General features: G+C 65.8%; 21 protein-coding genes. 12 read left to right on the forward strand and 9 right to left on the reverse strand.

Going from position 1 to position 24,254, the window contains the following annotated elements; translation table 11 throughout:
- Window positions 1-67: 67 nt before the first annotated feature.
- Window positions 68-847, forward strand: a complete 780-nt coding sequence (locus DMB37_RS03650) for a thioesterase II family protein (RefSeq protein ID WP_135231458.1) — start codon at window positions 68-70, stop codon at window positions 845-847.
- Between the two features lie 127 nt (window positions 848-974).
- Window positions 975-4,535 (forward strand): DNA polymerase III subunit alpha, encoded by a 3,561-nt coding sequence (dnaE, locus tag DMB37_RS03655; protein WP_135231459.1) that lies wholly within the window; start codon window positions 975-977, stop codon window positions 4,533-4,535.
- Window positions 4,536-4,566: 31 nt separating this feature from the next.
- Here the strand turns inward: dnaE and DMB37_RS03660 are convergent, their stop codons facing one another.
- Window positions 4,567-4,863 carry a DUF6300 family protein gene (locus DMB37_RS03660; RefSeq protein WP_255508363.1) on the reverse strand — a complete coding sequence of 99 codons (297 nt, stop codon included), beginning with the start codon at window positions 4,861-4,863 and terminating at the stop codon, window positions 4,567-4,569.
- A gap of 140 nt (window positions 4,864-5,003) precedes the next feature.
- Between DMB37_RS03660 and DMB37_RS03665 the strand changes: the two genes are divergently transcribed.
- Entirely contained in the window at window positions 5,004-5,186 is a 183-nt protein-coding gene (locus DMB37_RS03665) for a DUF6374 family protein (protein WP_135231461.1), read from the forward strand.
- Between the two features lie 326 nt (window positions 5,187-5,512).
- Window positions 5,513-5,683 (forward strand): hypothetical protein, encoded by a 171-nt coding sequence (locus DMB37_RS40395; RefSeq protein WP_167768721.1) that lies wholly within the window; start codon window positions 5,513-5,515, stop codon window positions 5,681-5,683.
- On the opposite strand, the gene DMB37_RS03670 is transcribed toward DMB37_RS40395, so the two are convergent.
- Entirely contained in the window at window positions 5,663-6,484 is an 822-nt protein-coding gene (locus DMB37_RS03670; protein WP_135231462.1) for a phytanoyl-CoA dioxygenase family protein, read from the reverse strand. The two genes, DMB37_RS40395 and DMB37_RS03670, sit on opposite strands and share 21 nt — an antisense overlap.
- A gap of 164 nt (window positions 6,485-6,648) precedes the next feature.
- Between DMB37_RS03670 and DMB37_RS03675 the strand changes: the two genes are divergently transcribed.
- Both DMB37_RS03675 and DMB37_RS03680 read left to right on the forward strand, forming a co-directional pair.
- Window positions 6,649-7,599 carry an alpha/beta hydrolase family protein gene (locus DMB37_RS03675; protein WP_135231463.1) on the forward strand — a complete coding sequence of 317 codons (951 nt, stop codon included), beginning with the start codon at window positions 6,649-6,651 and terminating at the stop codon, window positions 7,597-7,599.
- Between the two features lie 256 nt (window positions 7,600-7,855).
- Window positions 7,856-9,265: a matrixin family metalloprotease gene (locus DMB37_RS03680; protein ID WP_135231464.1), complete on the forward strand. Its 1,410-nt coding sequence runs from the start codon at window positions 7,856-7,858 to the stop codon at window positions 9,263-9,265.
- A gap of 71 nt (window positions 9,266-9,336) precedes the next feature.
- Here the strand turns inward: DMB37_RS03680 and DMB37_RS03685 are convergent, their stop codons facing one another.
- Together DMB37_RS03685 and DMB37_RS03690 are read right to left on the reverse strand one after the other, a co-directional pair.
- Window positions 9,337-11,280, reverse strand: a complete 1,944-nt coding sequence (locus tag DMB37_RS03685) for a YhgE/Pip family protein (RefSeq protein WP_135231465.1) — start codon at window positions 11,278-11,280, stop codon at window positions 9,337-9,339.
- Complete coding sequence (locus DMB37_RS03690) at window positions 11,277-11,969, reverse strand: ATP-binding cassette domain-containing protein (RefSeq protein ID WP_167768722.1); 693 nt, start codon at window positions 11,967-11,969, stop codon at window positions 11,277-11,279. Before DMB37_RS03690 ends, DMB37_RS03685 begins: the two co-directional genes overlap by 4 nt.
- A 190-nt stretch (window positions 11,970-12,159) precedes the next feature.
- Here DMB37_RS03690 and DMB37_RS03695 point away from each other — a divergent pair, with 190 nt between their 5' ends.
- The 3 genes from DMB37_RS03695 to DMB37_RS03705 all read left to right on the forward strand — a co-directional run bounded on the left by DMB37_RS03695 (window position 12,160) and on the right by DMB37_RS03705 (window position 15,076).
- Window positions 12,160-12,558, forward strand: coding sequence for a hypothetical protein (locus DMB37_RS03695; protein ID WP_135231467.1), 399 nt, complete (start codon window positions 12,160-12,162; stop codon window positions 12,556-12,558).
- Window positions 12,559-12,659: 101 nt separating this feature from the next.
- The gene (locus tag DMB37_RS03700) at window positions 12,660-13,772 is read left to right on the forward strand and encodes a PLP-dependent cysteine synthase family protein (protein ID WP_135231468.1); all 1,113 of its coding nucleotides are present in this window, start codon (window positions 12,660-12,662) and stop codon (window positions 13,770-13,772) included.
- The gene (locus DMB37_RS03705) at window positions 13,769-15,076 is read left to right on the forward strand and encodes an MFS transporter (RefSeq protein WP_135231469.1); all 1,308 of its coding nucleotides are present in this window, start codon (window positions 13,769-13,771) and stop codon (window positions 15,074-15,076) included. The genes DMB37_RS03700 and DMB37_RS03705 overlap by 4 nt, the downstream gene beginning before the upstream one ends.
- A 13-nt stretch (window positions 15,077-15,089) precedes the next feature.
- On the opposite strand, the gene DMB37_RS41195 is transcribed toward DMB37_RS03705, so the two are convergent.
- The 3 genes from DMB37_RS41195 to DMB37_RS03720 all read right to left on the reverse strand — a co-directional run bounded on the left by DMB37_RS41195 (window position 15,090) and on the right by DMB37_RS03720 (window position 18,661).
- Window positions 15,090-15,701, reverse strand: coding sequence for an ABATE domain-containing protein (locus tag DMB37_RS41195; protein WP_135231470.1), 612 nt, complete (start codon window positions 15,699-15,701; stop codon window positions 15,090-15,092).
- A 23-nt stretch (window positions 15,702-15,724) separates the two neighbouring features.
- Window positions 15,725-17,005 (reverse strand): MFS transporter, encoded by a 1,281-nt coding sequence (locus tag DMB37_RS03715; protein ID WP_135231471.1) that lies wholly within the window; start codon window positions 17,003-17,005, stop codon window positions 15,725-15,727.
- A gap of 405 nt (window positions 17,006-17,410) precedes the next feature.
- Entirely contained in the window at window positions 17,411-18,661 is a 1,251-nt protein-coding gene (locus DMB37_RS03720; protein ID WP_135231472.1) for an oxygenase MpaB family protein, read from the reverse strand.
- 59 nt (window positions 18,662-18,720) lie between these two features.
- Here DMB37_RS03720 and DMB37_RS03725 point away from each other — a divergent pair, with 59 nt between their 5' ends.
- Together DMB37_RS03725 and DMB37_RS03730 are read left to right on the forward strand one after the other, a co-directional pair.
- Complete coding sequence (locus tag DMB37_RS03725; RefSeq protein WP_135231473.1) at window positions 18,721-19,353, forward strand: TetR/AcrR family transcriptional regulator; 633 nt, start codon at window positions 18,721-18,723, stop codon at window positions 19,351-19,353.
- Between the two features lie 266 nt (window positions 19,354-19,619).
- Window positions 19,620-20,585, forward strand: a complete 966-nt coding sequence (locus DMB37_RS03730) for an alpha/beta hydrolase (RefSeq protein WP_135231474.1) — start codon at window positions 19,620-19,622, stop codon at window positions 20,583-20,585.
- A gap of 65 nt (window positions 20,586-20,650) precedes the next feature.
- Here DMB37_RS03730 and DMB37_RS03735 read toward each other — a convergent pair whose 3' ends face one another.
- On the reverse strand, window positions 20,651-21,859 hold the full coding sequence (locus tag DMB37_RS03735) for a CdaR family transcriptional regulator (RefSeq protein ID WP_135231475.1): 1,209 nt from the start codon (window positions 21,857-21,859) through the stop codon (window positions 20,651-20,653).
- A 254-nt stretch (window positions 21,860-22,113) separates the two neighbouring features.
- On the reverse strand, window positions 22,114-22,749 hold the full coding sequence (locus DMB37_RS03740; protein ID WP_135231476.1) for a TetR/AcrR family transcriptional regulator: 636 nt from the start codon (window positions 22,747-22,749) through the stop codon (window positions 22,114-22,116).
- 105 nt (window positions 22,750-22,854) lie between these two features.
- Between DMB37_RS03740 and DMB37_RS03745 the strand changes: the two genes are divergently transcribed.
- A complete protein-coding gene (locus tag DMB37_RS03745; protein ID WP_135231477.1) occupies window positions 22,855-24,231 on the forward strand; it encodes an AarF/ABC1/UbiB kinase family protein in 1,377 nt (458 codons plus the stop codon).
- Window positions 24,232-24,254 lie beyond the last annotated feature (23 nt).

Raw genomic sequence — 24,254 nt, forward strand, 5'->3', positions numbered from 1 at the left:
CGCTCCGCTGGCCGATTCGGCTGGCGGAGCGGGGTTTTCGACCGAGAGATCACAGGAGTACCAGCACATGCCGGAACCTATCGTGGACAACGCCCGCTGGATCCGAAGGCCCCATCCCGTGCCCGCCGCGGCGATCCGGTTGATCTGCTTTCCGCACGCCGGTGGCTCGGCGAGCTTCTTCTTCCCCGTGTCCGCCGCGCTGTCTGGTTCGGGCGCGGTGGAGGTGCTCTCCGTCCAATACCCGGGGCGGCAAGATCGTCGCCTCGACCCGTGTATCGATGACATCGGCGCACTCGCCGAACAGATCTACGCCGCGCTGAAACCGTGGGCCGCCCTTCCGATGGCCTTCTTCGGCCACAGCATGGGCGCGATCCTGGCCTTCGAGGTCGCCCGGCTGTTCGAGGAGCGGGACGGCATCGTGCTGGCCATGCTCTTCGCCTCCGGCCGTCGGGCGCCCTCCCGGTATCGCGACGAGAACGTGCACACCCGGGGCGACGACGCGCTCGTCGCGGAGATCCGGGAGCTCAGCGGCACCGACACTGCGTTACTCGGGGACGAGGAGGTGCTGCGCATGATCCTGCCCGCGATCCGCAGCGACTACCGGGCGATCGAGACCTACCGGTGCGCGCCGAGGGCCACCGTTCGAGCTCCGATCACCGTGCTGGTCGGGGACGACGACGCCAAAACCACGGTCGCAGAGGCGAGCGACTGGGCGCGCCACACCACCGCGAGCTGCGAGACCACGGTCTTCACGGGCGGACATTTCTACCTGACCGCGCACCGGAACGCCGTCATCGACACCATCGCGCAGTCCTTGCTCTGTGTATCCGGTCCTCGGCCGGAATAGCTTGCGACGCAGGGCCAGCCAAGACAACCACTGGTTGTCGCAGGGTGCGTGTCGATTGTTTGACCCAAGATCGCCCGCTCGGCTCGAATAAACCTTTCCCGAGTCTGAGTCCATCTGGAGGCGTCCGTTGTCCTCGTTCGTTCACCTGCATGTTCACACCGAGTACTCGATGCTGGACGGTGCGGCGAAGATCAAGCCGCTGTTCGAGGAGGCCGGGCGGCTCGGGATGACCGCGGTGGGGATGACCGACCACGGCAACATGTTCGGGGCCGACGAGTTCTATCAGGTCGCCACGAAGATGGGTATCAAGCCGATCATCGGCATCGAGGCGTATCTGGCCCCGGGCAGCCGGTTCCACAAGAAGCCGGTGTTCTGGGGGCAGGCGAATCAGCGCGGGTCGAACGGGGAGGGCGTCGGCGGCGATGTCTCCGGTGGTGGCGCCTATACGCACATGACGATGCTCGCGCGCGACGCGCGCGGGTTGCGCAACCTGTTCAAGCTGTCCTCGCTGGCCAGCATCGAGGGCTACTACCGCAAGCCGCGGATGGACCGGGAGCTGGTCGCCGGGCATGCCGAGGGCATCATCGCCACCACCGGCTGCCCGTCCGGCGAGGTGCAGACCCGGCTGCGGCTCGGCCAGCACGCCGAGGCGATCCAGGCGGCCGCCGACTACCGCGACATCTTCGGCAAGGAGAACTTCTTCGTCGAACTGATGGACCACGGCCTACCCATCGAGCGGTCGGTCCGCGACGGACTGCTCGAGATCAGCGCCAAACTGGGCATTCCGCCGTTGGCCACCAACGACTCGCACTACGTCACCAAGGATCAGTCCGAGGCGCATGCCGCGCTGCTGTGTGTCCAGGCGGGGAAGACACTCAGCGATCCGACGCGGTTCAAGTTCGACGGCGACGGTTACTACCTGCAGTCGGCCGACGAGATGCGAGCGTACTGGGATGCCCAGGTGCCCGGCGCGGCCGACAACACCCTGCTGATCGCCGAACGGGTCGAGTCCTACGCCGAGGTGTGGGAGCACACCGACCGGATGCCGATCTACGAAGCGCCCGAGGGCTACGACGTGACCTCGTGGTTCCGCGCGGAGGTCATGCGCGGCCTCGCCTGGCGACTGCCCGGCGGCGTGCCGGAGGAGTACCTGCGCCGCGCCGAGTTCGAGATCGACATCATCGTGCAGAAGGGGTTTCCCGCCTACTTCCTCATCACCGCCGACCTGATGAATTACGCACGCCAGCAAGGCATTCGGGTCGGCCCGGGGCGTGGCTCGGCGGCCGGATCGCTGGTGTCGTATGCGATGGGCATCACCAATCTGGATCCCATCCACCACGGTCTGCTGTTCGAGCGATTCCTCAATCCCGAGCGCATGTCGATGCCCGATATCGATATGGACTTCGACGATCGCCGCCGCGGTGAGATGGTGCGCTACGCGACGGAGAAATACGGCAGCGACCGCATCGCTCAGGTGATCACCTTCGGCAAGATCAAAACGAAGGCGGCGATCAAGGACTCCGCGCGAGTCCACTTCGGCCAGCCGGGTTTCGCCATCGCCGACCGGATCTCCAAGGCGCTGCCGCCGCCAGTCGCCGCGAAGGATATCCCGCTGTCGGGCATCGTCGACCCCAAGCACGAGCGTTATCCCGAAGCGGCCGAGGTCCGTTCGCTGATCGAGACCGACAAAGACGTCGCCACCATCTTCGAGACGGCGCGCGGCTTGGAGGGCCTGATCCGCAATGCGGGCGTGCACGCCTGCGCGGTGATCATGTCCTCGGAGCCGCTGGCGAACGTCATCCCGCTGTGGCGGCGCGAGGACGGCTCGATGATCACCGGCTGGGACTACCCGTCCTGTGAGGCCATCGGCCTGCTCAAGATGGACTTCCTCGGCCTGCGCAACCTCACTGTGATCGGCGATGCGATCGAGAACATCGAGGCCAACCGCGGCGAGACGGTCGACCTCGACTCGCTCGGCACCGACGATCCGAAGACCTACGAGCTGCTCGGTCGCGGTGACAGCCTCGGCGTCTTCCAGCTCGATGGCAACGCGATGCGCGAACTGCTTCGGCGGTTGGGCCCCACCGGGTTCGAGGACATCATCGCCGTCAACGCGCTGTATCGGCCGGGGCCGATGGCGATGAACACGCACAACAATTACGCCGACCGCAAGAATGCCAGGCAGGCGATCGAGCCGATCCACGAGGAACTGGCCGAGCCGCTGCGCGACATCCTCGCCGAGACCTATGGCCTGGTCGTGTACCAGGAACAGATCATGCAGATCGCCCAGCGGGTGGCAGGCTTCTCGATGGGCCGCGCCGACGTGCTGCGCCGGGCGATGGGCAAGAAGAAGCTCGAGGTCCTGGAGAAGGAGTTCGAGGGCTTCCGCGCGGGTATGCGCGAGAACGGGTTCTCCGACGAAGCGGTGCAGGCCCTGTGGGACACCGTGCTGCCGTTCGCCGGGTACGCGTTCAACAAGTCGCACGCGGCGGGGTACGCGCTGGTCGGCTACTGGACCGCCTACCTCAAGGCCAACTATCAGGCCGAATACATGGCGGCCCTGCTCACTTCGGTGGCCGACAACAAGGACAAGTCGGCGATCTACCTGGCCGAGTGCCGCCAGCTCGGACTAAAAGTGCTTGCGCCGGATGTCAACGAGTCGTCGCTGCGGTTCTCCGCCGTGGGCACCGACATCAGGTTCGGGCTCGGCGGTATCCGCAACGTCGGGGCCAATGTGGTCGAGTCGATCATCAAGACCCGCACCACAAAGGGCAAGTACACCTCGTTCGCCGATTTCATCGAGAAGTCGGAGCTGGTCTGCTGCAACAAGCGCGTGCTGGAGTCGCTCATCAAGGCCGGCGCGTTCGACTCGTTCGATCATCCGCGCAAGGCGCTCATCGACGTGCACGAGGAAGCGGTTGATGCGGTCACCGGACTCAAGCGGCAAGAGGCGATGGGGCAGTTCGATTTGTTCGGCGTCGAGAGTGGCGCCGAGGAGACGTCCAGCCACTCCTCACCGCTGAGTCATTTGAAATTCGACGGCGAGGAGTGGCCGCGCAAGACCTTGCTCGGGCTGGAGCGAGAAATGTTGGGGCTCTATGTCTCCGGGCATCCACTCGACGGCACGAATCACATTCTCCGCAAGGCGGCACCGAAGCCGATCGCCCATGTCCTGGCCAACGCGCCACGGGAGGGAACGATCGTGATTTCGGGCATGATCTCCGCCCTGGAACGCCGGGTCAACAAAAAGGGTGAAAGCTGGGCGATCGCGGTCATCGAGGACTTGGATGCCTCGGTCGAAGTACTGTTCTTTCCGAAGAGTTACAACTTGTTCACCACCGACCTGGTCGTGGACGCCGTTGTGGCAGTGGAAGGCCGAGTGAATTGGCGGGAGGACAGAATGGGCATCTTCGGCACCCATCTAGCTCCGCTCGATATCAGTTCCGTGGAACGTGGCGAGCACGCGCCGCCACTGATGCTGGAAATCAACGCAGAGTCCACCCGTCGCGACAGTGTTCTTGAATTGAAATCGGCGCTGCGTTCCCACCGCGGCGGGACCCCGGTGCGCCTCGTGCTGTGCTACCGCGACCGGCGCACCACGCTCGCGGTCGACAATTACCCGGTGACGGTCAGCTCGGCCCTGCTCGGTGAACTGCGGGCGGTGCGCGGCGTCAAAGTGCTGACATGACAGAGCATTTCGGCACCGCCCGCGTCGACCGTCAGGTGCGGACGGTGCCGTCGGTCTGGAGCATCGCCAGCTGAGCGTCGTCGATCCGCGCGGGCAGGACCTCGCGCAGCCAGTCCCCGAGCAGCGTCGCCGCCTCGGGCGCACTCGCCGCCTCGCCACACCCCGCGAAATAGTCGATGAGCGCTCGGGCCGCCGGATTCTCTTTGTCACAGTCGGCGCAAAGTCCTACCGTGCGGGTCCCGCCCACCTCGGTACCGTCGGCGCGCAAAAACGAATGCGGCACTCGCACCGCGCAGAACAAGGCGTCACCGCACCGATGGCATGGCATATCCCGCAATACGAGCTCGCAATCCAGACCCGACACGAGGTTGATTCGACTCGATTCACGGCCCGGTGTCCAACAAACGACACGCCCCAATACCCAACCAGCAGTTGTGAACAGCACGCACCGACAGAACGGATCCCTCGATGAGACCCACTCCCCCGTCGCTCGAACTCTCCCGAATCGCGTTCGCGCAGGCGCAGATCGACGAAGTCCGGCGCCAGCTTCTCGATACCGCGGCCTTCGGCAAGAGCATTACGCCGGACCAACTCGAGCACCTCGCCGCAAAGCTCGGCGAAACGTTGCGAATTCTCGCCGAGGACGGCTGACGGGGGTGCGCATCGCCGCCTGATCGAGCCGGAAACTCCTGCGGCACGGTCACCTTCGGTCTGCGGCGCACCGCAAGATCGCATCGATCCTCGGCAATTCTCCGCATAGTCTCGCGCCCGGCAGCCACGTGTACTGGACTCCACGACTGATCTAGATCCATCACCCGGCCGCGATGCGCCGGGCACGACCTACATCGGGAGCACTGGAGAATTGACTATCGATCGCGTAGACGCGGGTCCGCTACACACGCGCACGGCATGGGTGACCGACGTCCTGGCCGGCGAAGTACTGGATCGGCAACAGTCTGTTCTCCGCGACGCACGCGATGGTCCTGGCGCGCTTGGTGATCGACGGTGCCGACCTGCATGCCGAGGTCCTCGAGCTCCTGGACGTGCCCGCAGCGCTCCTCGAAGTGCCCCTTACCCATCCCGACTACGTCCGCCGCACCGTCACCGCCGCCCGGGACACCATCGAACTATCGCCTACCTCCGGGTAGCGCTCCCCTGCAACGGTTTTCGCTTTCCTGCATACCGAGCCCCACCCGAATGGCCGCCTCGACAGGCGAGTAGGTGCCGTCGGCCCGATCCAATTCCAGCGGGGCGGTGGGTTCCAGGGTGGGTGTTGCCATGAAGCGAGGCGTGTCGCCGTGATGGGGCTGGGCGGCGTGGATCAGGAACGGGTGACACAGGTAGGCATCGCCCGCGCTGCCGGTGGCGTACGCGACCGGCAAGTCGGCGGTGGCCTCGAGTACGCCGGTCTCGTCGATGCGGGTGGCATCGATGCCCTCGTCTCCGTAGCGGCGCAGCCGGCCGGGCACGGCCCGGTGGGAGCCGACGCGGAGCCGGGTCGGTGCGTCGGACTCGGCGACATCGGTGAACAAGAACAGCATGAGCAACGCGCAGCCACGGGAACGGTAGTTGGTGAACGAGTGGCCTTTCCAGCCTTCCGGGAAGTAGCTGCCCTCGAAGTGCCAGTAGTCGTCGCCCGGGGACTCGGTGTGCGGAAAACGGGCCGGGATGGGGCCGATACCGGACCTGCGCCGCCACCGACCGGGGCCGACCAGCTGGTCGAAAGCTTTTTCCAGACCGGGCATCCGGATGGCGGTGCGGAATGGCTCGTCACTGTATTCGGGCAAGCGGACGAGCGGCTTTGTCCAGGTGGTCCGATCATGCGGAGCACATCCGGTGCCCGGCCACATGATCTCGACACAGCGCTCAGCGAGCGCGCGAGAAAACGAGCCGGGTACGTGCACGAATCCGTCCTCGATGAACTTTGCGATGTGTTCTGTCTCGAGCATCGCGCGGCACCTCACTTTGTGGAGAAGGCCTATTTCTCTCGGCATACCCGGTCGAAGGTCCGGATCACCGAGTGTCAAGCAATGCATAGCCGATCGATAACACTGTTACGTGGCGCGCGTGTTCGGCGCCGACCGGCGATTCGTGCGGCGGTATAACCGAGGGGATGGCGAATTCACGGTGTTGGTTGGCACTCGTCAGCTTGCTGGTGACCGCAGTCGCGGTGACCGCGCTGTCGGCGCCCGCCACCGCGGCTCCCGCCGAGGTCCGCGTGATCAGCGAAACGCCGGTCACCCGGGCCGTCACCCGCATCGACGTCTACTCACCGTCGATGGATCAGGTCGTCAGCAATCATGTGATCCGGGCGGCCGATGGCCCGGCGCCGACGCTGTACCTGCTCACCGGCATCGGTGGCGGCGAGGACGGTATCTCGTGGTGGCACAACACCGAGGTCCGGGAATTCTTCGCCGATAAGAACGTCAATGTGGTGCTGCCGATCGGCGGGGCGTTCAGCATGTACACCGATTGGCGTGCCGACGATCCGATAATCGGTCGCGCCCGCTGGCAGACCTACCTCACCCGCGAACTTCCCGCGATCGTCGATGCCTACCTGCACACCACCGGCCGGAACGCGATCGCCGGGGTGTCGATGAGCGGGGGCTCGGCGATCGATCTCGCGATCCAGGCGCCGCACCTCTACCGCGCCGTCGCGGCGTACAGCGGTTGTCCGTGGTCCGCAGACGTATTCGGAATGGCGATGGTCAGCGCGCAGGTGCTGCGCGGCGGTGGCAACCCGGTGAACATGTGGGGTGCGCCGGGCTCGGACGGGTGGCGCACGCATGACGCGTTCGCGCGGGCGGGCGCGCTCGCAGGCAAAACCATCTACCTCTCGGCCGCGTCCGGTATCCCCGGCGTGATCGACCGGAGCGGTCTGCCCATGCCGCCGGTCGAGGCCATCGCGAGCAGGTGCACCGCCGCCTTCGCGGGCAGACTCGCTGCGCTCGGTGTGCCCGCCGTCCATGTCGACCGCCGGACGGGGTCGCACACCTGGGGTCTGTTCGAAGCCGACCTGCGCAACTCCTGGCCGCAGCTGGCCCGTGCGCTCGACACCCGGTAGCCCGAAAGCACTGGGCCACAATCGAACTAACAAATCCTGCAATACAGGCTTAACTGCTCCGTAGATATATCTTCACCAGCTAAGACCTCCCTTACATACTGTGCTCTTTCGCCGTTCCCTCGGTACAGTCGTCCGTGCCGATCACGAGCACATAACGCGCTCTTCATGATTCGCGGCTGATAATAGTTCCGGCATCAGCCGCTATTCGGGCTCGGCAGAAATCCCACCTTTAGCACTCATCGGAGGTCTCCGCGCTATGCCGCCCGCTGCCAACCGTCGCCACTACCGCGGAAAACATCGCGCCAAGAAGTCACCCACGAATGCCACACCCCGGCTATTCGCTGCACTGGTCGCGGGCACCCTGATCGGGCCCGCCGCGCTCAGCCTGACCACCACCGCCACCGCGGCGGCTCAGGCGCCAAGCTTCGGCTTCCGAGCGAAGATCCAGGGCTATGACTCCGACGGCAAGGCAATCATCCACTACAACAACAAGATCAAAGACGCGGGCATCGAGAACGCCGTCAAACACCTGAACTCGACGCCGGGCCTGAACTTCGTGTTGAAACCCGGAACGGGCAACGGCGCCATCGACATCAGCAACGAACATTTCCAGGGCGACGTGGCCGGGCTCGGCGGGTGGGACAACGGCCCGTTCGTGAAACTCGACCCGAAGACACGCAATTACGATCCCGCCGACCGCACCGAGGTCGCCGCGCACGAATTACTCCACTCTATCGGCCTCGATCACAATGACAGCGGCTGTAGCATCATGGCCAGCTCGGTCAACCGGTGCAACAATGGCCCGACTCCGCTGAGCAAAAATGAGATCAATCAGCTGAACAGCATGTATAAGTCGGGGAAGCCTGGCAATTCGAGCGACCCGACCAAGCCCAACAAGCCGAACGACCAGACAAAACCTGGCGACAGCACCAAACCGGGTAGCCCGAACAGCCAGCGTCCCAAACCAACGCCGAGTCAGCCGGGGCAAGACAGCGGGGATGATCAGTCGAGCCAGCCCGGTGACGGGTCCGATCCGTCCGGCGGCGACGACAATGCCTCCGATGGCGGGAACCCGTACGGCGACGACAGTAACCCGTTCGGCGACGACAGCGGCGACAGCAGCGACGGCAGCAATCCGTTCGGCGATGACGGCGGCGACGGCAGCAACCCGTTCGGCGACGACAGCGGCGACAGCAGCAGCCCCTACGGTGACGACAGCGGCGACGGCGGTGACCCGTTCGGCGACGGCGACGGTGGTGACGGATTCGACTGGCTCGACAGCTGGACCAATGATGCCGCCGACGGCGGCGGCATGTTCAGCGATGGCGGCGACAGCGGCATGTTCAGCGATGGCGGCGACAGCGGCATGTTCAACACCGGCGGAGACATGTTCAACACCGGCGGAGACATGTTCAGCGATGTCGGTGACATGTTCAGCGGTGGCGACAGTGGAGACATGTTCAGCGGTGGCGACAGCGGTGACATGTTCAACACCGGCGACCTGTTCAGCAGCGGTGGTGACCTGTTCAGCACCGGCGGCGGTGACGACTTCGACTGGTTCGGCGGTGGCCGGCGAAACCAATCCGGCGGCGGAGATCTCTTCGGCGGCGGATTCGGCGATCTAGCAAGCGTCGGCGGCGGATTCGACGGCGGCGGCCCCTTCTAGTCGGCAAGAACGCGAGCACGCAGCAGGCCGGACTTCTTCTGCACCGCAAGGGAGTCCGGCCTGACCGCCACTCAGACCTCGACGGCGGGGTGCAGGCGGTTGATCGTCCAGACCCGCTGCCGGCGCACCACGAAGGCGGTGCAGGCGAGGGAGCCGAGCAAGAACGCAAGCAGGACCACACAGTCCCGCACCAGATTACCGGTGAGCCCACCGGAAATCGTGACCCGTAGCCCATCGACCAGGTAGGTCATCGGCAGGAACGGATGAATGATCCGGAACGGCGCAGGCGTTGTCTCGATCGGATACAGACCGCCGCAAGAGGTCAGCTGCAAGATCAGCAGAACCAGCGAGAGCGCTTCTCCGACAACACCGAACGCGACGCGCAGGAAGTGATCGATCGCCACGAAGGCCGCCGCCGCGAGGATCATCAACCCCGCCGTCTGTATCGGACGTACCGGGTCGAGCCGCAGCCCCACCTGGACCACCCCGTAGAGGATGAGACCGCCCGCGACAGCGATACCCGCCACCGGCAGCCACCCGGCGACCGCCACGGTCCACGGACTGATCCGGCTCGCCACCGCACGTTGGTTGAGCGGTTGGATGAACAGATAAGCCAGCAGCCCCAACACCCACAGCGCGATCGCGAAGAAGAACGGTGTGAGACCACGCCCATACAACCCGGCCGGGTTGAGATTGTGGCTGACGATACCCACCGGCGAGCCGAGTACATCCGCCGCGGCCGCGGTCTGCTCGGGGCTGGTATCCGGAATCTTCACCAACGCGGAGTCGACGGTGTCGGCGACTTTGGTTGCCCCGGAATGCAATTGGTCCGCACCGGTCTGCAAGGTCCGACTACTCGCCTGCAGGGACGCGAGGCTGTTGGTGATCTGGATGGCGCCACCGGACACGGTCGAGGCGCCTGCGGTCAGGGCGTGCAACGGTGCCGCGGCGGCGCGCAGATTCTGCCGCACGATGTCGACACTGCCCGCCAGCTGACCGGCCTGGTCGCTGGCCTGCGCCGCGGCGTCGTGGGCCTGCCGGGCGGTGTCGGCGACGTTACCCGCGGTCGAGCCGACGGCCTGCACGTGGTCGAGCGCCTGACGGAACGTCGGGTCGAGCAGCAGTTCGGGGTGCGCGACCGCCAGCTGGCGCAGGTCGGCACTGCCCTGGTCGGCTTGCTGACGCACCAGATCGGCACCGCCCCTGACCAGTTCGAGCGATTGCGCGGCGGCACCGGTCGCGTTGGACAGTGCCCCGGCGGCCGTCGGCAGGGTCGCCGTGCCGGTGTCGACGAGTTGGGTCACCGCGGTGTCGACCTCGTTGCTCGCCTGCGCGAGTCGCGCGACCCCGTCGGAGATCTGAGCCGTCCCGGCGGTCGACCCGTCCAGTCCGGCGGCCAGCGCTGCCGTGCCCTGCTGGGCGAGCACCGACGAGTCCACCAGCGCGTGCACGCCGGTTGCCGCGACCTCGAGCTGCTGTTTCACCAGCGTGAGGTCGCCGTAGATGGCCTTGGCGTAGGCCGCGTGGGCGGCGCTGTTCACCTGGTTCTGCAGCTCGGAGCGTGCCACGTCGGCGACCACGCCGACGATGAAATTGTTGGCGTCGTTGAGCGTGATGCCGAGGGTGGCCCGTTCCGGAATCGGTTTCTCGGCGCTGATCAGTTTCCGGCTGAAGTCCGGCGGGACGGTGATGGTGAAGTAGAAGCGCCCGTGGACGAGTCCATCCTCCGCGGCGCGCCGATCGACGAAGTGCCACTGGAACTTCGGGGTCGCGCGCAACTGTTGCTCGAACTGTTTGCCCGCGTCGACGACCTGCCCGTTCGCGGTGACCGGCCGGTCCTCGATGACGACGGCGACCGGGATCTGATCGGTTTTGCCGTAGGGATCCCAGTTCGACCACAGATACAGCGAGCCGTAGAGCAGCGGTATCAGCGCGAGCCCGATCGGCACGAGCTTGCGCAGCAGCGGACCGCGGAATCGCCGGAACTCGAGCAGCGCCAGCCGTAGTGCCTTCACGCGTTCTCCTGGAGGTCGGATCGGTCGGCGGCCCGCGCGCCGGTCGGGTGCGGCGGGGTCAGGGTGAGCACGGTGATGTCGTCGAACGGCGGCGGCGCGGTGGCGGCGGCAATGACGGTGCAGCCGTGAAAAGTCAACTCCCGCAGACACTCCCAGACCCACCGTGCTTCGCTGCTGGTGCAGCCCGCGCCCACGTCGTCGACCACCACGGCCCCCGGCTGCTGAGCGGCCGCCAAGGCCACCGCGAGCACCAATTCTTCACCCGGCGCCAGCTCCCCCACCAGCCGCTGCCCGGCGGGTGCGGCCGCTCCCATCGTGGCGAAGGTCGCCGCCAATGCCGACTCGGTGAACTGTGGTCCGCCGATGAGGGCACGCTCGGCGATCACCTCCTCGACCCGCAGCCACGGATCGAGCACACAGCCGGGATCGAGCCGCGCGATCGCCACCGCATCCTGAATCGCGCCGGGGTCTTCGTCGTAGCGGTGACCGCCGACGACGAGGCGACCCGTGACCAGCCGCATCCGCCCCGACAACGCCCACAGCAGCGACGTGCGGCCCGAACCGGCCGACCCGACCAACACCGCCAACCGGCCGGCCGCGACCTCCAGGTCGACATTCTCGAACGCACACCCCGACGACCCGCGTGCAGCGAGATTGTCGGCCACGACATCAACACCCACCCATGTCACTCGACCGATCATAGAGACCGTTCCGTATGCCGAGTGGCAACGCCGCACCCCTACGATTCATTCGCCAGCAATCTTGTACAGATGGGGTTGGTGCGCTGGAGGTGACGGCTCGCCGAACGTTTCGTGAAACGGCAGCAACTGGGGAGCCACCGACCTTGGTACGGCGTTGTTTTCCGCTATCGTGATTTTCGTGACAGTGCGAGTCGAGGCACCACGCAGGCGTGGCATCGCCGTCGCGCTCGCCGCTGCCGCACTGTTGCTCGCCCACGCGCTGTTCATGTGCGTGCTGGGGCTGCCCGGCGTTTCCGGGACGGCCGAGCCGGTGCCCACCCTCGTCGCCGCGGAGAAGTCGCTCGGCGCGACCACCCATGCGGATCCGGCCACCGAAGGCCACGAGCAGGGTTGTCTGGCCAGGACGCCGCAGCGCGAAGCCGAGCACGAGGTCGGCACGACCACCGCAGACCTCGATAGTGTTGACGCACAAGCGGATACGAGCCGACGGCCAAGATTCGCCGGCTGGGGGCCGTGGCGGATCGCCGCGCCGGACGGCCGTGGCATTTTGCGAGATCTCTGTATCGATCGGTGCTGACGGGCACCCGGTCGGCCACCGGATAACGGCGGGCCGACGCGCGGGTTCGTCCGATATTCACCCGGCATCTCGGATGCCGATTCGATGCTAGGAGTTCACGCATGTGCAGTGCCGTTGTCGATCGTGTCGTCTTGTCCGCCGATCATCTCCACGCCCAGGAACAGGCGCGCCGCCGCCCGGCGACGCTCGTCGGGGACACCCCGGTGCTCTGGATCGGAGAGCCGTTCGCCCTGGATGGCCAGGGGTTCTGGGCCAAACTCGAGGGTCGCAATCCGGGCGGGATGAAGGACCGTCCCGCGCTGCACATGGTCGAACGCGCGGTGGCCCGCGGCACCCTGCGACCAGGTGCGCGAATCATCGAATCCACCAGTGGCACCCTTGGTTTGGGTCTGGCGCTGGCCGGTATCGCGCATCGCCATCCGGTCACCCTGGTGACCGACCCGGGCATGGAGCCCATGCTGCGGCGGATGCTGACCGCCTACGGCGCGACCGTCGACCTGGTCACCGAACCCTGCGCGATCGGCGGCTGGCAGCAGGCGCGTCGCGATCGAGTGGCGCAGCTGCTGGCCACGTATCCCGGTTCCTGGTGTCCCGACCAGTACAACAATCCGGACAATGTCGACGGCTACCAATCGCTGGCGCTGGAGTTGCTCACCCAACTCGGGCACATCGATGTGCTGGTGTGCTCGGTCGGCACCGGCGGCCACTCGGCCGGGGTGGCGCGGGTGCTGCGCCGCTTCCAGCCCGACCTTCGGCTGATCGGGGTCGACACGATCGGTTCGACCATCTTCGGGCAACCCGCTGCGGCCCGGCTGATGCGCGGGCTCGGCTCCAGCATTCATCCCGCGAACGTGGACTATCCGGCCTTCGCCGAAGTGCACTGGGTAGCTCCACACGAAGCGGTCTGGGCAGCACGGACTTTGGCCGCAACGCACTATTGCAGCGGGGGGTGGAGCGTCGGCGCGGTGGCGCTGGTCGCGGGGTGGCTGGCGCGCACCCAGCCGGTGGGCACCCGGATCGCCGCGGTGTTCCCGGACGGACCGCACCGCTACACCGACACCGTCTACAACGACGACTACTGCACCGAACACGGATTCTTCGACCTGCCGGTGCCGACCGAGCCCGACGTGGTCGGCGACCCGCGCGAGCAGGTGGTACGGCACTGGACCCGCTGCACCACGGTCGTCGCACCGACCGCGGCGGTGTCGCGATGAGCGGGTTGTGGCGGCGCTGGGCCGTATTCGACCGGCCGAGCCAGGTGCTGATGGTCAACCAGTTCGGCATCAATCTCGGCTTCTACATGCTGATGCCCTACCTCGCCTCGCACCTGTCCAGCGGGCTCGGGATGGCCGCCTGGACAGTCGGTCTCGTGCTCGGCGTGCGGAACTTCACCCAGCAGGGCATGTTTCTGGTCGGCGGCACGCTGGCCGACCGATTCGGCTACAAGCCGCTCATCGTCGCCGGATGCGCTTTGCGCACAGCAAGTTTCGCGTTGCTCGCGCTTGCCGACACCTTGCCCGCCGTACTGATCGCGGTAGCGGCCACCGGATTCGCGGGCGCTCTCTTCAACCCCGCCGTGCGCGCCTACCTGGCCGCCGACGCCGGCGACGAACGCCGAGTAGCGGCCTTCGCCATGTTCAACATCTTCTATCAGGCGGGCATCCTCGCGGGCCCACTGGTCGGACTGGCATTGACGGCGTGGGATTTCCGCGCCACCGCCGGAGTGGCCGCGATCGTGTTCGCCGTCCTCACGGTGGTGCAGCTGCGCTGGTTGCCGACCACCCGCGACACCGACCGCGCCGGCGTGCGCGATTCGGTGCTCGCCAATTGGCGTCTGGTGGTGCGCAATCGGCCGTTCCTGTTGTTCTCGGTCGTCATGGTCGGCTGCTACGTGCTGTCTTTCCAGGTGTACCTCGCCCTGCCGCTGCAAGCCGGAATCGTAGTCGGCCCAGGCGCTTCCGACACCGGACTGGTCGCGGCGATCTTCGCGGTCAGCAGCATCGTCGCCATCGCCGGACAACTCCCGATGACCAGATGGCTCGCCCGCCGCGGCGGCTCAGGCCGCGGCCTGGTGCTCGGCATGGCCCTCATGTCGACCGCCTTCCTCCCCCTGTTCCTCGCCCCCAACGCCACCATCCCCGGCGGCACCCCGGTTGCCACCACTGCCCTACTCACCTGCGCCGCACTCTTGGCACTAGCCACCGCCGCCGTATTCCCCTGCGAGATGGACACCGTCGTCACCCTCGCCCGCAACCGCCTCGTCGCCACCCACTACGGCTTCTACAACACCATCGTCGGAATCGGCATCCTCCTAGGCAACCTCACCACCGGCGCCGTCTTCGACCACCTCACCAAATCCGGCTACCCGTCACTGATCTGGGCCACCCTCACCCTCATCGGCGCCGCCTGCGCCACCGCCCTGTGGGCACTGAACCGATCCGCAACACCGCCCCCACTTACGATGCCAGTGGTCGAACCCGGCGTGAAGCCAGTCATGACCGATTCGGGTTCGAAGTGAGTGCGGATGCCGGCTAAACCCTCGCGGTGCTTTTACGCGCGTTCTGACGATGAGATTTGTAGTGTGCGCCGCACATCGACATGCTGCACCACCGCCGCGAATTGTTCTTCGAGGTGTCATAGAAGAGCCAGCCACAGGAACCCTCGTGCCCCGGGCATTGCCGTATACGGTCGAAAGAGCCCTCACGCAGTAGATCCACCGCCGACAGCACGATCGGCCCGAGCGTCGCTCCGGCAGTGATGCCGGGCCAGGTCAGCGTGGCACGGTCCGGCTCGACACGCAGCACGGCATCATCGAGCAGCGCTGCGTAACTCGACAAGATGGCCGAAACGTCGCCGGGATGAGGTTCGTGTGACGCGGCAATAGCCGAGAAGACCCGATAGATCGCTTCGCGAATCTCGATGCAGTACGAATACGTGACGTGACCGGCGGATTCGTCGGTCACGTCACGCTCGAGCGCGGTCACGCTGCCCGCAGCGATGATGCTGGACTCCACGCACCAGCGCACGAAGTCCCCGCTGTTCTGCAGAAATTCTTCCGGCTCCTTGCCCGGCCGCGAGTAGCGAGGTCCGACAGTGTTCGCGAAGTCCAAACACAGCTTTCCCCCAACTCGTTCCAGTTCCATCGGAACACTCCTGCAAGATTCGCTCACGGTTGTCGCGCCTGCGGATCGAGTGGGTCACGCCCGACATCGACATCCATTCGGCGCGGACGTACCCACAATGTCGCCGCTGCCGCTATCGACAATACGGCGAACACGATCTCGAGGTCGAACAAGTCCACGAGCACTCCGAAGGCCGCGGGTCCGGCCGCGGCACCGACCGTGAGCGCGATGATGACCACGCTGAGTCCGGCCGTCGGCCGGTCGGGAAACAACTGGGCACTCCACAACGACACCAAGGTGCCCGCGACCATAAAACCCGAACCGTAGAGCGCGGCCGCCGCAACGAAAAGGACAACCGACGGGCGGCCAATTGCGAGTATGCCGCAGGACAGTAAGGTAGATACTTGAGCGGCGACAAATACTGTTGGCATGCCCCATTTCGCGACGAGCGCGCCGGTGCCGGTGCCGATCACCCCGGCGACGCCGATCAGGCTCCAGAACAACGGGGCACTGACGCTTGCTGTGGCGTGTGCACCAGCCACCATGATGCCGCCATAGGACCAGTAGACCGCACCAACGAGGCCGACAGAGAATGCCGCGGTCAGTAGTCGGCGGTGTTGTCTACTGCGCAACAGCCCTCTCCAAGGCGGGCTCCCGGAAGTGTCGTCCAGCGAGATTCGATGCGCCGACTTGGGCAGCACACGAAAGTTCCACGCGGTGACCAACATCGCGAAACAGGCGGCTGCCAACCAGATGGCTCGCCATCCCGAATCGGAGACCAGTAGTACGGCGGGCCCGGCGACCATCACTCCGAAGGTGGTGCCGGCGCTGATCATCGAGAGAGCGTGCCGGCGTGCACCGGGACGAGTAGCTGCCGCCACGGCGTCGGAGTACGGAGCCCACACCCAGCCTGGTGCGGTCCCCGCGAGGGCGACCCCGATTGCCAGCACCGTGATGCTGTGCGCTATCGCCATCAGTGCCATGCCGACGCTCGCACTCAATCCGCCGATCACGACCGGAACGCGGGAACTGCAGCGGCCGGACATCCGCGCGACGACAACGAGCACGAGCAGTTCGGCGACATAGCCGCCGCTGGATATCGCCCCTAAAACACCTGCACTACCGCCGAATTCGCGTTGTAGCTGAGGCAAGAACAGCCCATATCCGTAACGGCCGTACCCATAGACAACCGCCAGGGTCAACAGTCCCGGCACGCCGATCCAGAACGCCCCGTGCCGTAGCGTCCGCACCTCGTCGCACGTTTCGCTGTCACGAACAGGCGCTACTACAGGACCGTCACCGCAGACACTGTCGTTGTCGGGCATGTCACTCCGTACGACACAAGTTCGCTCATACCGTCTAAGTAGCGTTTACAGGTAGCCAGTTCCTGTATAACAGCAGACTGCGTTGGACCGCAACCACTCTCGGGTTTTGCCGCATCCGCTGTGATCGATCATCCTTTGCGAGCACGACCGTTTGTAACGTCATGAACACATTGCTGCACAACAGTATTCGTGAGAATCAACGGCCACTTCGACTGCCGAACCGTACGTTGCACTGGCCGACCTGCCGGGCGGCACCCCAGACGCACGAGCTGAGTAGCAGCATCCAGGGACACCACCTAACCGCATATTACTGGTTGACAGGTCGGCGGCTACGGCGCGTAGCGTCGACATCGGTTCCCCACCAAGCCGATGGGCAGTTCTTCGAAACTCTTCTGCGCCAGACTTTCAGCGGCGAAATTCCTCGATCGGACGGAACTCCGCGTGCCGATCCCCGACCTCGTGGCGATACCACGCCTCGCGCCGTCGGCACTGGACCTGGTCGGTGAGGTTGTCCACTCCGGGGATCGTGCGGCGCAGGGTTTCCCAGGCGAAGATCAGGGGGGCTTGGGCGATGGGGTGGAGGATCCATGGGAAGCGTTGGGGCATCGCGTGTTTGGCGTACGTGGCCGGAGGTAGCCAGACGGCGGTGTAGCCGATTTGGATGCGGTAGTTGATTTCGTCGCGGAGGCGTTTGCGCCAGGGGGTGCCGGGTTTCGGGGCGAAGGCGGGGAGGTAGGACTCCACCAGTTCGGCGCCGTCGGTGCCTGCGGTGTTGGCACGCTTGACCATCGCGGCGAACATCAGCTGGGCGCCCTCCTTGAAATCGGTGGGGTACCAGTCGGGTTGGACGCCGAGGAGGTGGCCGACGTAGCGCCAGAAGTGCATGGTCGCTTCGATCTCGCGGATGGTGGTCTGGTAGCCCAGGCTCCAGAGCGCCAGGCCGGGTACGACGCTGCCTGCCATCAGCGTGAGGGTTGCGTCGCCGACGCTGATCGGCACACCCCAGGCATCGAGGTCCCATTCGGGGCGTTGCATCAGTTTGCGCCGGATGAACACGTGCATGATCCGTACTCGCATCGCGGTCTGGCGTCCTCGGGCGCCGGGTGCCAGGCCGCCTGCGTCGGAGACGTCGATCCAGAATCGGACGGTTTCGAGCTGCCGCTTGTGGGCGCGTTCGCCGGCGTAGCCGCCGGTGTAGGACAGCGGTTTGGCGATAGAGCTCTCCGAGTACATTTCGAGGGTGCTCGTCGTGGCGAAGCTGAATACCGATGTGCCCCAACGGCGGAAGACTCGGGCGCCGAGGTCCACCAGGTCTTGGTCCAACCAGGGTGGCGCGGTGTCGAACTCCTCGAACAGGCGAATCAGCGAGCGCGGTGCGTCGGGAACCGCGTCGATGCCGTGAGTGAGGGCTTGATCGAGCATTGCCCGGCCGGCCTTGGGGCCGAGATCGCCCAGGTACACCTCGTCGACGAAGGCCTCGGCGACAGGGTCGGCCTGATAGTAGGCGGCGGCGAAATTCCGGACCAGCTCCGCGTCCGGTTGCGGATCGAATCGTGCGACGCGCCGGATCAGCCGACGCATCCGCTGTACGCGCGGATCGGTGATGCGGGCCCAGTATCGGAACTCCGCGGGGGCCCGTTCGGCGTCGATCGTCATGAATAGACTGTAAGTTGAGTAAATGCTCACCTTCTACTCCAGTTTGCGACGGCCGCCCGATGGCTACGAACGACCGCTCTGATCAGCGAAAACGGCCACAGCAAGCGCGTTCCCGGGAAACCCGCGACCACATCGTGGCCAGCGCTGCTCAGCTTTTTGCCGAACGCGGCATTGCCGAGACGTCGACCAATCACATCGCCGCGCAAGCGGGCATCAGCATCGGATCGCTCTACCGCTATTTCGCCGACAAGAACGCCATCATCGAGGTGCTCCGCGCCGAGCTGCTCACCGAATTGGAGGAGCGCTTCGCCGAAACCGTGGTGACCGGCGTGACCGTCACGCCGCGCGAGGCGGTGGCGAACAGCCTCACCGCGGTGCTGGATGTGGTGTCCGAACGAGAGGGCCTGGTCCGGGCACTCGCCGCCGACACCACCGCGCACGGCGTCGGCCTGCCCGACCTCGAACGCCGCCTACTCCTGCTCACCAGGGCTTATCTGCTACACCGACTCGGCCCGACACCACCGCAAGAACTCGAGGTCAGAGCTTTCGTGATGGTCAACGCCGGACTGGCCGCCTGCTTGCGGTTCGCACTCGGCCCCACCCCGGATCTCAACCGCGATCTCCTGATCGCCGAAACCGCCGACATGATCGGCGACTGGCTCGACGCCGTCGCGCGGCGGCAGAACGGCTGATTCGACCAGCCTGTCGTCCAGCCCCCTAGCCAGAATCCCGGCGTCTGTTCGGCCCGCAATGCCGTTGCCCCTCAGCGTTGTTCGAGGCCCGGACCAGCGGCGCGCCGATCGACGGTGGCCAAGGAGGAACGATTCCGCGCCGAACCGAAATGGACAACGGACCAACTCCTTTCGGTCCGCGCCCTTGACCCAGCGGGGTCGGCGGCCCCAAATTTATCTTCCGAGACACGAAACACCGTTTCTCACAGTGAAACACAGGAGTCACGTTGGCTATCATCCAACGTCTGCTGGTCGCCATCGGCCTGATCGCCGCCGCCACCGCATTCACCATTCCCACCGCACGCGCCGAATCGGCCGCGGCCAAGGTGGAAAATACCGTCGAAGTCCGTTGCGCATTCACCATGCTGCGCCAGAGCAGCGACTGGTACTTCCCCGCAGGTGCCCCCAAGGCACTGCTCTGGTTGCAGCATGGCTTCGCCAGTTCCAACGACGCGGTCGACGAGACCGCGAGAAAGTTTGCCGCGCAAGGCTTTCTGGTCTTCGCCCCGACCCTGCCCACCGCCAACATCTTCGGCTGCACGCTGGAAAACCTGGGCAACAACACCAATTTCCTGCACAACGTGGCCGATCTGTTCGGCAAGGCCGCCGACCCCGGCGACAAACTCGGCCGCAGCTTCGCCGACGCGAAGAAGAAGGCGGGGCGGCCCGATCTGGCGCTCCCGAAGGCCATGGTGTTCGCCGGGCATTCCGCGGCCGGTGAGGCCGTACCGTATGTCACCCAGGTGCTGCGGTCGGATTATGCGGCCGCTTTCGCCGCAGTCCGCGGGCTCATTCTGTTCGACCCCGCGAAGAGTTTCGTCGGCAACAACCTCAGCAGTTCGCTCAATCACCTGAGTAATACTTCGTTGCCGATCCTGGCCATCTCCGCTCCCCCGTACAGCTGCAACCGCGACGGTAACGGAACGAAGGAATTACTCGGGCAGATCTCCCGGCCTTTCCTGGGGGTCCGGCTCACCACCGGATCACATATCGATGTGGAGGCCTCGAGCGCACCCGGCCCGGACAAGATCGCTTGCGGCACACCGCAGGCGAAGAACGTCTCGGCCCTGCAAACGCTAGCCACCGCGTGGGCGGGCGACTTCGTCACCGGCTCGACAACCGCCGATTACTACCCCGGCGGTACCTACTACGAAGCTCAGCGCTCCGCCGGAACTATCCAAACCTTGCAATAGCCCACTGAACTCGATCGGGGGTCAACGTAACCCGTTGGCCCCCACACCGAGTCGGCGCGACCGAGCTATTGCGAACGCCGCCGACCGTGCGCGGCACCCATCCGGGCGACCAATGCCGAACGCAGGTACCACACTCCGCTGGCTCGGGCCGGGTCGAAACCGGTGAGCTCGCCGATGCGGCGGAGGCGGTAGTCGACGGTGTTCGGGTGGATGCCGAGGCGTTCGGCCGACCGCAGCCTGCTCAGGTCGGTCTCGATGTAGATCTGCAAGGTCTCGCGCAATTCGGGGTGGTCGTCCAGCGGCGCGAGGTGGTTGCCGAGCAGGTCGCGGGCGACACCGGGGCGGCTGAGTTGGTGTTGCAGCGCCAATTCGGCGAAGCGGTGCACACCGGGCTCCAGTCCCATGCGTTGCGCCGTATCGAGGAGTTCGTGGGCTTGACGCGCCGCGGTGGACACCTGGTCGGGGCGGGCGGTCACCACGGTGGCAGTGATCGGCACGCACGCCGCCTCGGCCAAAGCCTGTACCAGGCCATCGAGTTCGGCGTCGGTCCGCGCGGTAGTCGGCACGAGCACGGTTCCGCCGTCGACGGACAGCAGCGACAGCGCCTCGCCACCGAGCAGCGTCGCGAGCGCTGATTGCAGGCGGCGCAATTTGCGCCGCGCGACTACCTGACGGTCGAGACCGGGACGGCTTTCGTCGGGGTGCGCGGGCAGTGCGATGGCGAGCACGAAATACTCGGCGGCGAAACGCATTTCGGGTGGAATCGGCTGACCGCCGAGCAGCACCGAGGTCAAGTTGTGTGTGGCCGTGTGGTGTTCGACCGCGTCGGCTTTGTGTTCGCGCACATAGGCTTTGCACACGGCGGCGGTCACCAGCTTGGACAGTTCGACGACCCGGCCCATGCCGGTGACGACGCCGAGGGTGTCCGCCGGACCGGAACGCGCGATCAGGTCCAGTCCCATCTTGCAGCCCACGTTGACGGCGTGCAGCACCGTATCGACGGGAACACCGGCACGGGCACAGCCTGCCGCCGCGGCTTCGAGCCCGTCGGTCGCGGCGCGCACCGGGTGCCCGTTCAACCGCTGGATCAGCCAGCCGAGGCAGATCCGGACCACGACCTTGACCTCGCCGTGCAGCGCGGCCGCGGGCAACGGCCCGGACGCCGCGACGTGGTCGAGCACCGCGCGGGTCAGTTCATCGAGATCGCGCGCCGTCGCGGAAATCTGTCGCTCGAGCACACCGAGCTCGGGTCGGTCGAGACTTTCGATCGTCACCGGTGGCCTCCTTGTCTGCCGTGAACCGCAGCGACGGGGGCCGTCGGCAAGCAACTGAGCGTCTGCCACGGCCGAGAACTTCGCTGTTATCGGGCTCTTGCTATGTGGAAGCAACGGTAAACCGAGCGCGGGCTCACCTTCTACTCCTCTTTCGGCGCTCGTCGCCGAAGGCATTCTGGCCCGCTCACCAGGTGAGATACCGAATCAACACCCGGCCCGCGTACCGACGACCTCGGCAGTAGATAGCGAGGTGCTCACTTTTTGGCGCGCACCGCTCGGGTCTCCACGTCGACCCACGCCGCGATCATCCGTGCCGTCATCTGCAGCGCCTCCGCCCGCGCCGCGCTGTCCACCTCCAGCGCCGTCGCCCGCAGCACCGCCGCGAAGCCGGTGTTGATGATGACGAAGGTCATCACGTCGTACTCGTGATCGTCGCCGGGACCGAGCATTTGGATCACCATCACCTTCACCAGCAGCCGCAGCCGTGGTTCGAATTCGGGGATCCCGCTGCTGTAGAACTGCACGCCCGCGACCAGTGCCCGCACCAGCTGGGCGTTCTCCACCAGCTCGTCGGCGATGACCTCCAGGATCCCGGTGATCACCTCGACGCTCGGCTTCTCGCCGAGGCCGAATACCCGCTGGGAGAACCGTTGTTCGATGTTCTCCAGCAGGCGCCGCAGCAGTTCTTCGACCATGACCGAGCGGTCGGCGAAATACCGGTAGACCGTGCCGATGCTCACCCCGGCCGCCGCCGCGATCCGGTTGGTCGAGGTATTGGCGATGCCGCGTTCGCCGAACAGCTGCGCGGCGGTGTCCAGGATGTGCTCGCGGGTCGCCTTGGCCCGTTCCTGCGTGGGACGGCGGCGCTGACCCACAGCTTTCGGCGGCATCGCGTACTCCTTCGAAATGAGCTTTGCTCAGTTTAGTCCGGGCGCCGAATGTGCGAGAGTGATGCCACCGCGACGAGCGGCCGGTAGGCCGATGGAGGTACGACAGTGGGCGATCGGGTGCCGAAAGGTCGTCTCGCGCGCGGGAGCAAGCTCGGCCGATTGGCGGCGGGCCAGGCGCTGCGCGGGATGGGCACGCGGTTGTCGATGATCGGGCGCACCGAACAGGCGCGGCAGGTGCTCGCCGAACGGTCGACTTTGCAAGCGGCGCAACAACTCGTCACCGTGCTGGGCGGATTGAAGGGCGCGGCGATGAAGCTGGGCCAGATGCTGTCGGTGCTCGACGTGGACCTGCTGCCGGAAGCGCACCGGGAAATGTTCCGGGTCAAGCTTGCCGAGCTGCGCGATCAAGCACCGACCGTGGCGTTCCCGGCTATGCGGACGGTGATCGAGGACGATCTCGGGCCGATGGCGCGCGTGTTCGCCGACTTCGACGAGACGCCGATCGCCGCGGCATCGATCGGTCAGGTGTATCGGGCCCGGCTGCACGACGGGCGCGCGGTCGCGGTCAAGGTCAAATATCCGGGTGTGGACGACGCCGTCGAAGCGGACATGCGCAATCTGGCGACGTTCAGCAGGCTGTGGAAGTCCATGTTGCCGAGCGCGGCCGACACCGACGTGCTCGACGAGATCGCGCGCAACATCGGCAGCGAGCTCGACTACGTGCGCGAGGCGCGGACCCAGCACCGGGTTGCCGGGCGCTACCGGGACCATCCGTTCGTCACGGTCCCGGACAGCATCGAAGAATATTGCGGGCCACATGTTTTGGTGACCGAGTTTCTCGAAGGTGAACCGTACCAACGGATCAGGGTGCTGCCGGACGCGGAACGCAATCGGATCGGCGAGCTGATCTATCGTTTCTACATAAGTTCGCTCTTCGCGGACTTCGAGTTCTGCGGTGATCCGCATCCAGGCAATGTCATGCTCGCGGCGGACGGCAAGCTCGGTTTCGTGGATTTCGGGCTATACCACAGCATGGACCCGGTGCACGTCGAGCTGGAGCGGGCGTGCCTGCGGGCCGCGGGCGAGTACCGCGGCGACGATCTGTACGACATGTGGGTCCAGCGCGGCATCGTCGACCCGCAGTCGGGTGTCACCGCGCAGGAATGCCTGGAGTATGTGTGGGCGGCCGCCGGCTGGCATCTGGTCGACGAGGAGATCACCATCACGCCCGAACTCGCCACTGGCGCTTTGATTCTCGCCGTCGACCCGAGGGCCGGGGAATTCCGCGGTATGCGACAGCAGCGACTACCCCCCGAGCATGTGTTCTCTCGCCGGTCCGACCTGTTCACCTTCGCCGCGCTCGGCCAATTAGAGATCACCAACAACTGGCACCGGATCGCCAGGGAATGGCTCTACGACGAGCCGCCGGTCACCGAGATCGGGCGGGAGACGGCGCGCTGGCGCGCCGGTGTGCAGCCGTAATCCGCTGCGCGAGGCCGGGTTTC

The organism is Nocardia sp. CS682, assembly GCF_004634405.1.
GTDB classification, from domain to species: Bacteria; Actinomycetota; Actinomycetes; order Mycobacteriales; family Mycobacteriaceae; genus Nocardia; species Nocardia ninae.

Bases quoted from the DNA above. Each gene is read 5' to 3' on its own strand.
- DMB37_RS03665 (WP_135231461.1), top strand. From the start codon at position 5,004: ATGAGACCCACTCCCCCGTCGCTCGAACTCTCCCGAATCGCGTTCGCG.
- DMB37_RS41195 (WP_135231470.1), bottom strand. From the start codon at position 15,701: ATGGAACTGGAACGAGTTGGGGGAAAGCTGTGTTTGGACTTCGCGAAC.
- DMB37_RS03660 (WP_255508363.1), bottom strand. From the start codon at position 4,863: ATGCCATGCCATCGGTGCGGTGACGCCTTGTTCTGCGCGGTGCGAGTG.
- DMB37_RS03670 (WP_135231462.1), bottom strand. From the start codon at position 6,484: ATGCTCGAGACAGAACACATCGCAAAGTTCATCGAGGACGGATTCGTG.
- DMB37_RS03720 (WP_135231472.1), bottom strand. From the start codon at position 18,661: ATGACGATCGACGCCGAACGGGCCCCCGCGGAGTTCCGATACTGGGCC.
- DMB37_RS03680 (WP_135231464.1), top strand. From the start codon at position 7,856: ATGCCGCCCGCTGCCAACCGTCGCCACTACCGCGGAAAACATCGCGCC.
- DMB37_RS40395 (WP_167768721.1), top strand. From the start codon at position 5,513: ATGGTCCTGGCGCGCTTGGTGATCGACGGTGCCGACCTGCATGCCGAG.
- DMB37_RS03650 (WP_135231458.1), top strand. From the start codon at position 68: ATGCCGGAACCTATCGTGGACAACGCCCGCTGGATCCGAAGGCCCCAT.
- DMB37_RS03715 (WP_135231471.1), bottom strand. From the start codon at position 17,005: ATGCCCGACAACGACAGTGTCTGCGGTGACGGTCCTGTAGTAGCGCCT.
- DMB37_RS03725 (WP_135231473.1), top strand. From the start codon at position 18,721: ATGGCTACGAACGACCGCTCTGATCAGCGAAAACGGCCACAGCAAGCG.
- DMB37_RS03675 (WP_135231463.1), top strand. From the start codon at position 6,649: ATGGCGAATTCACGGTGTTGGTTGGCACTCGTCAGCTTGCTGGTGACC.
- DMB37_RS03740 (WP_135231476.1), bottom strand. From the start codon at position 22,749: ATGCCGCCGAAAGCTGTGGGTCAGCGCCGCCGTCCCACGCAGGAACGG.
- DMB37_RS03700 (WP_135231468.1), top strand. From the start codon at position 12,660: ATGTGCAGTGCCGTTGTCGATCGTGTCGTCTTGTCCGCCGATCATCTC.
- DMB37_RS03705 (WP_135231469.1), top strand. From the start codon at position 13,769: ATGAGCGGGTTGTGGCGGCGCTGGGCCGTATTCGACCGGCCGAGCCAG.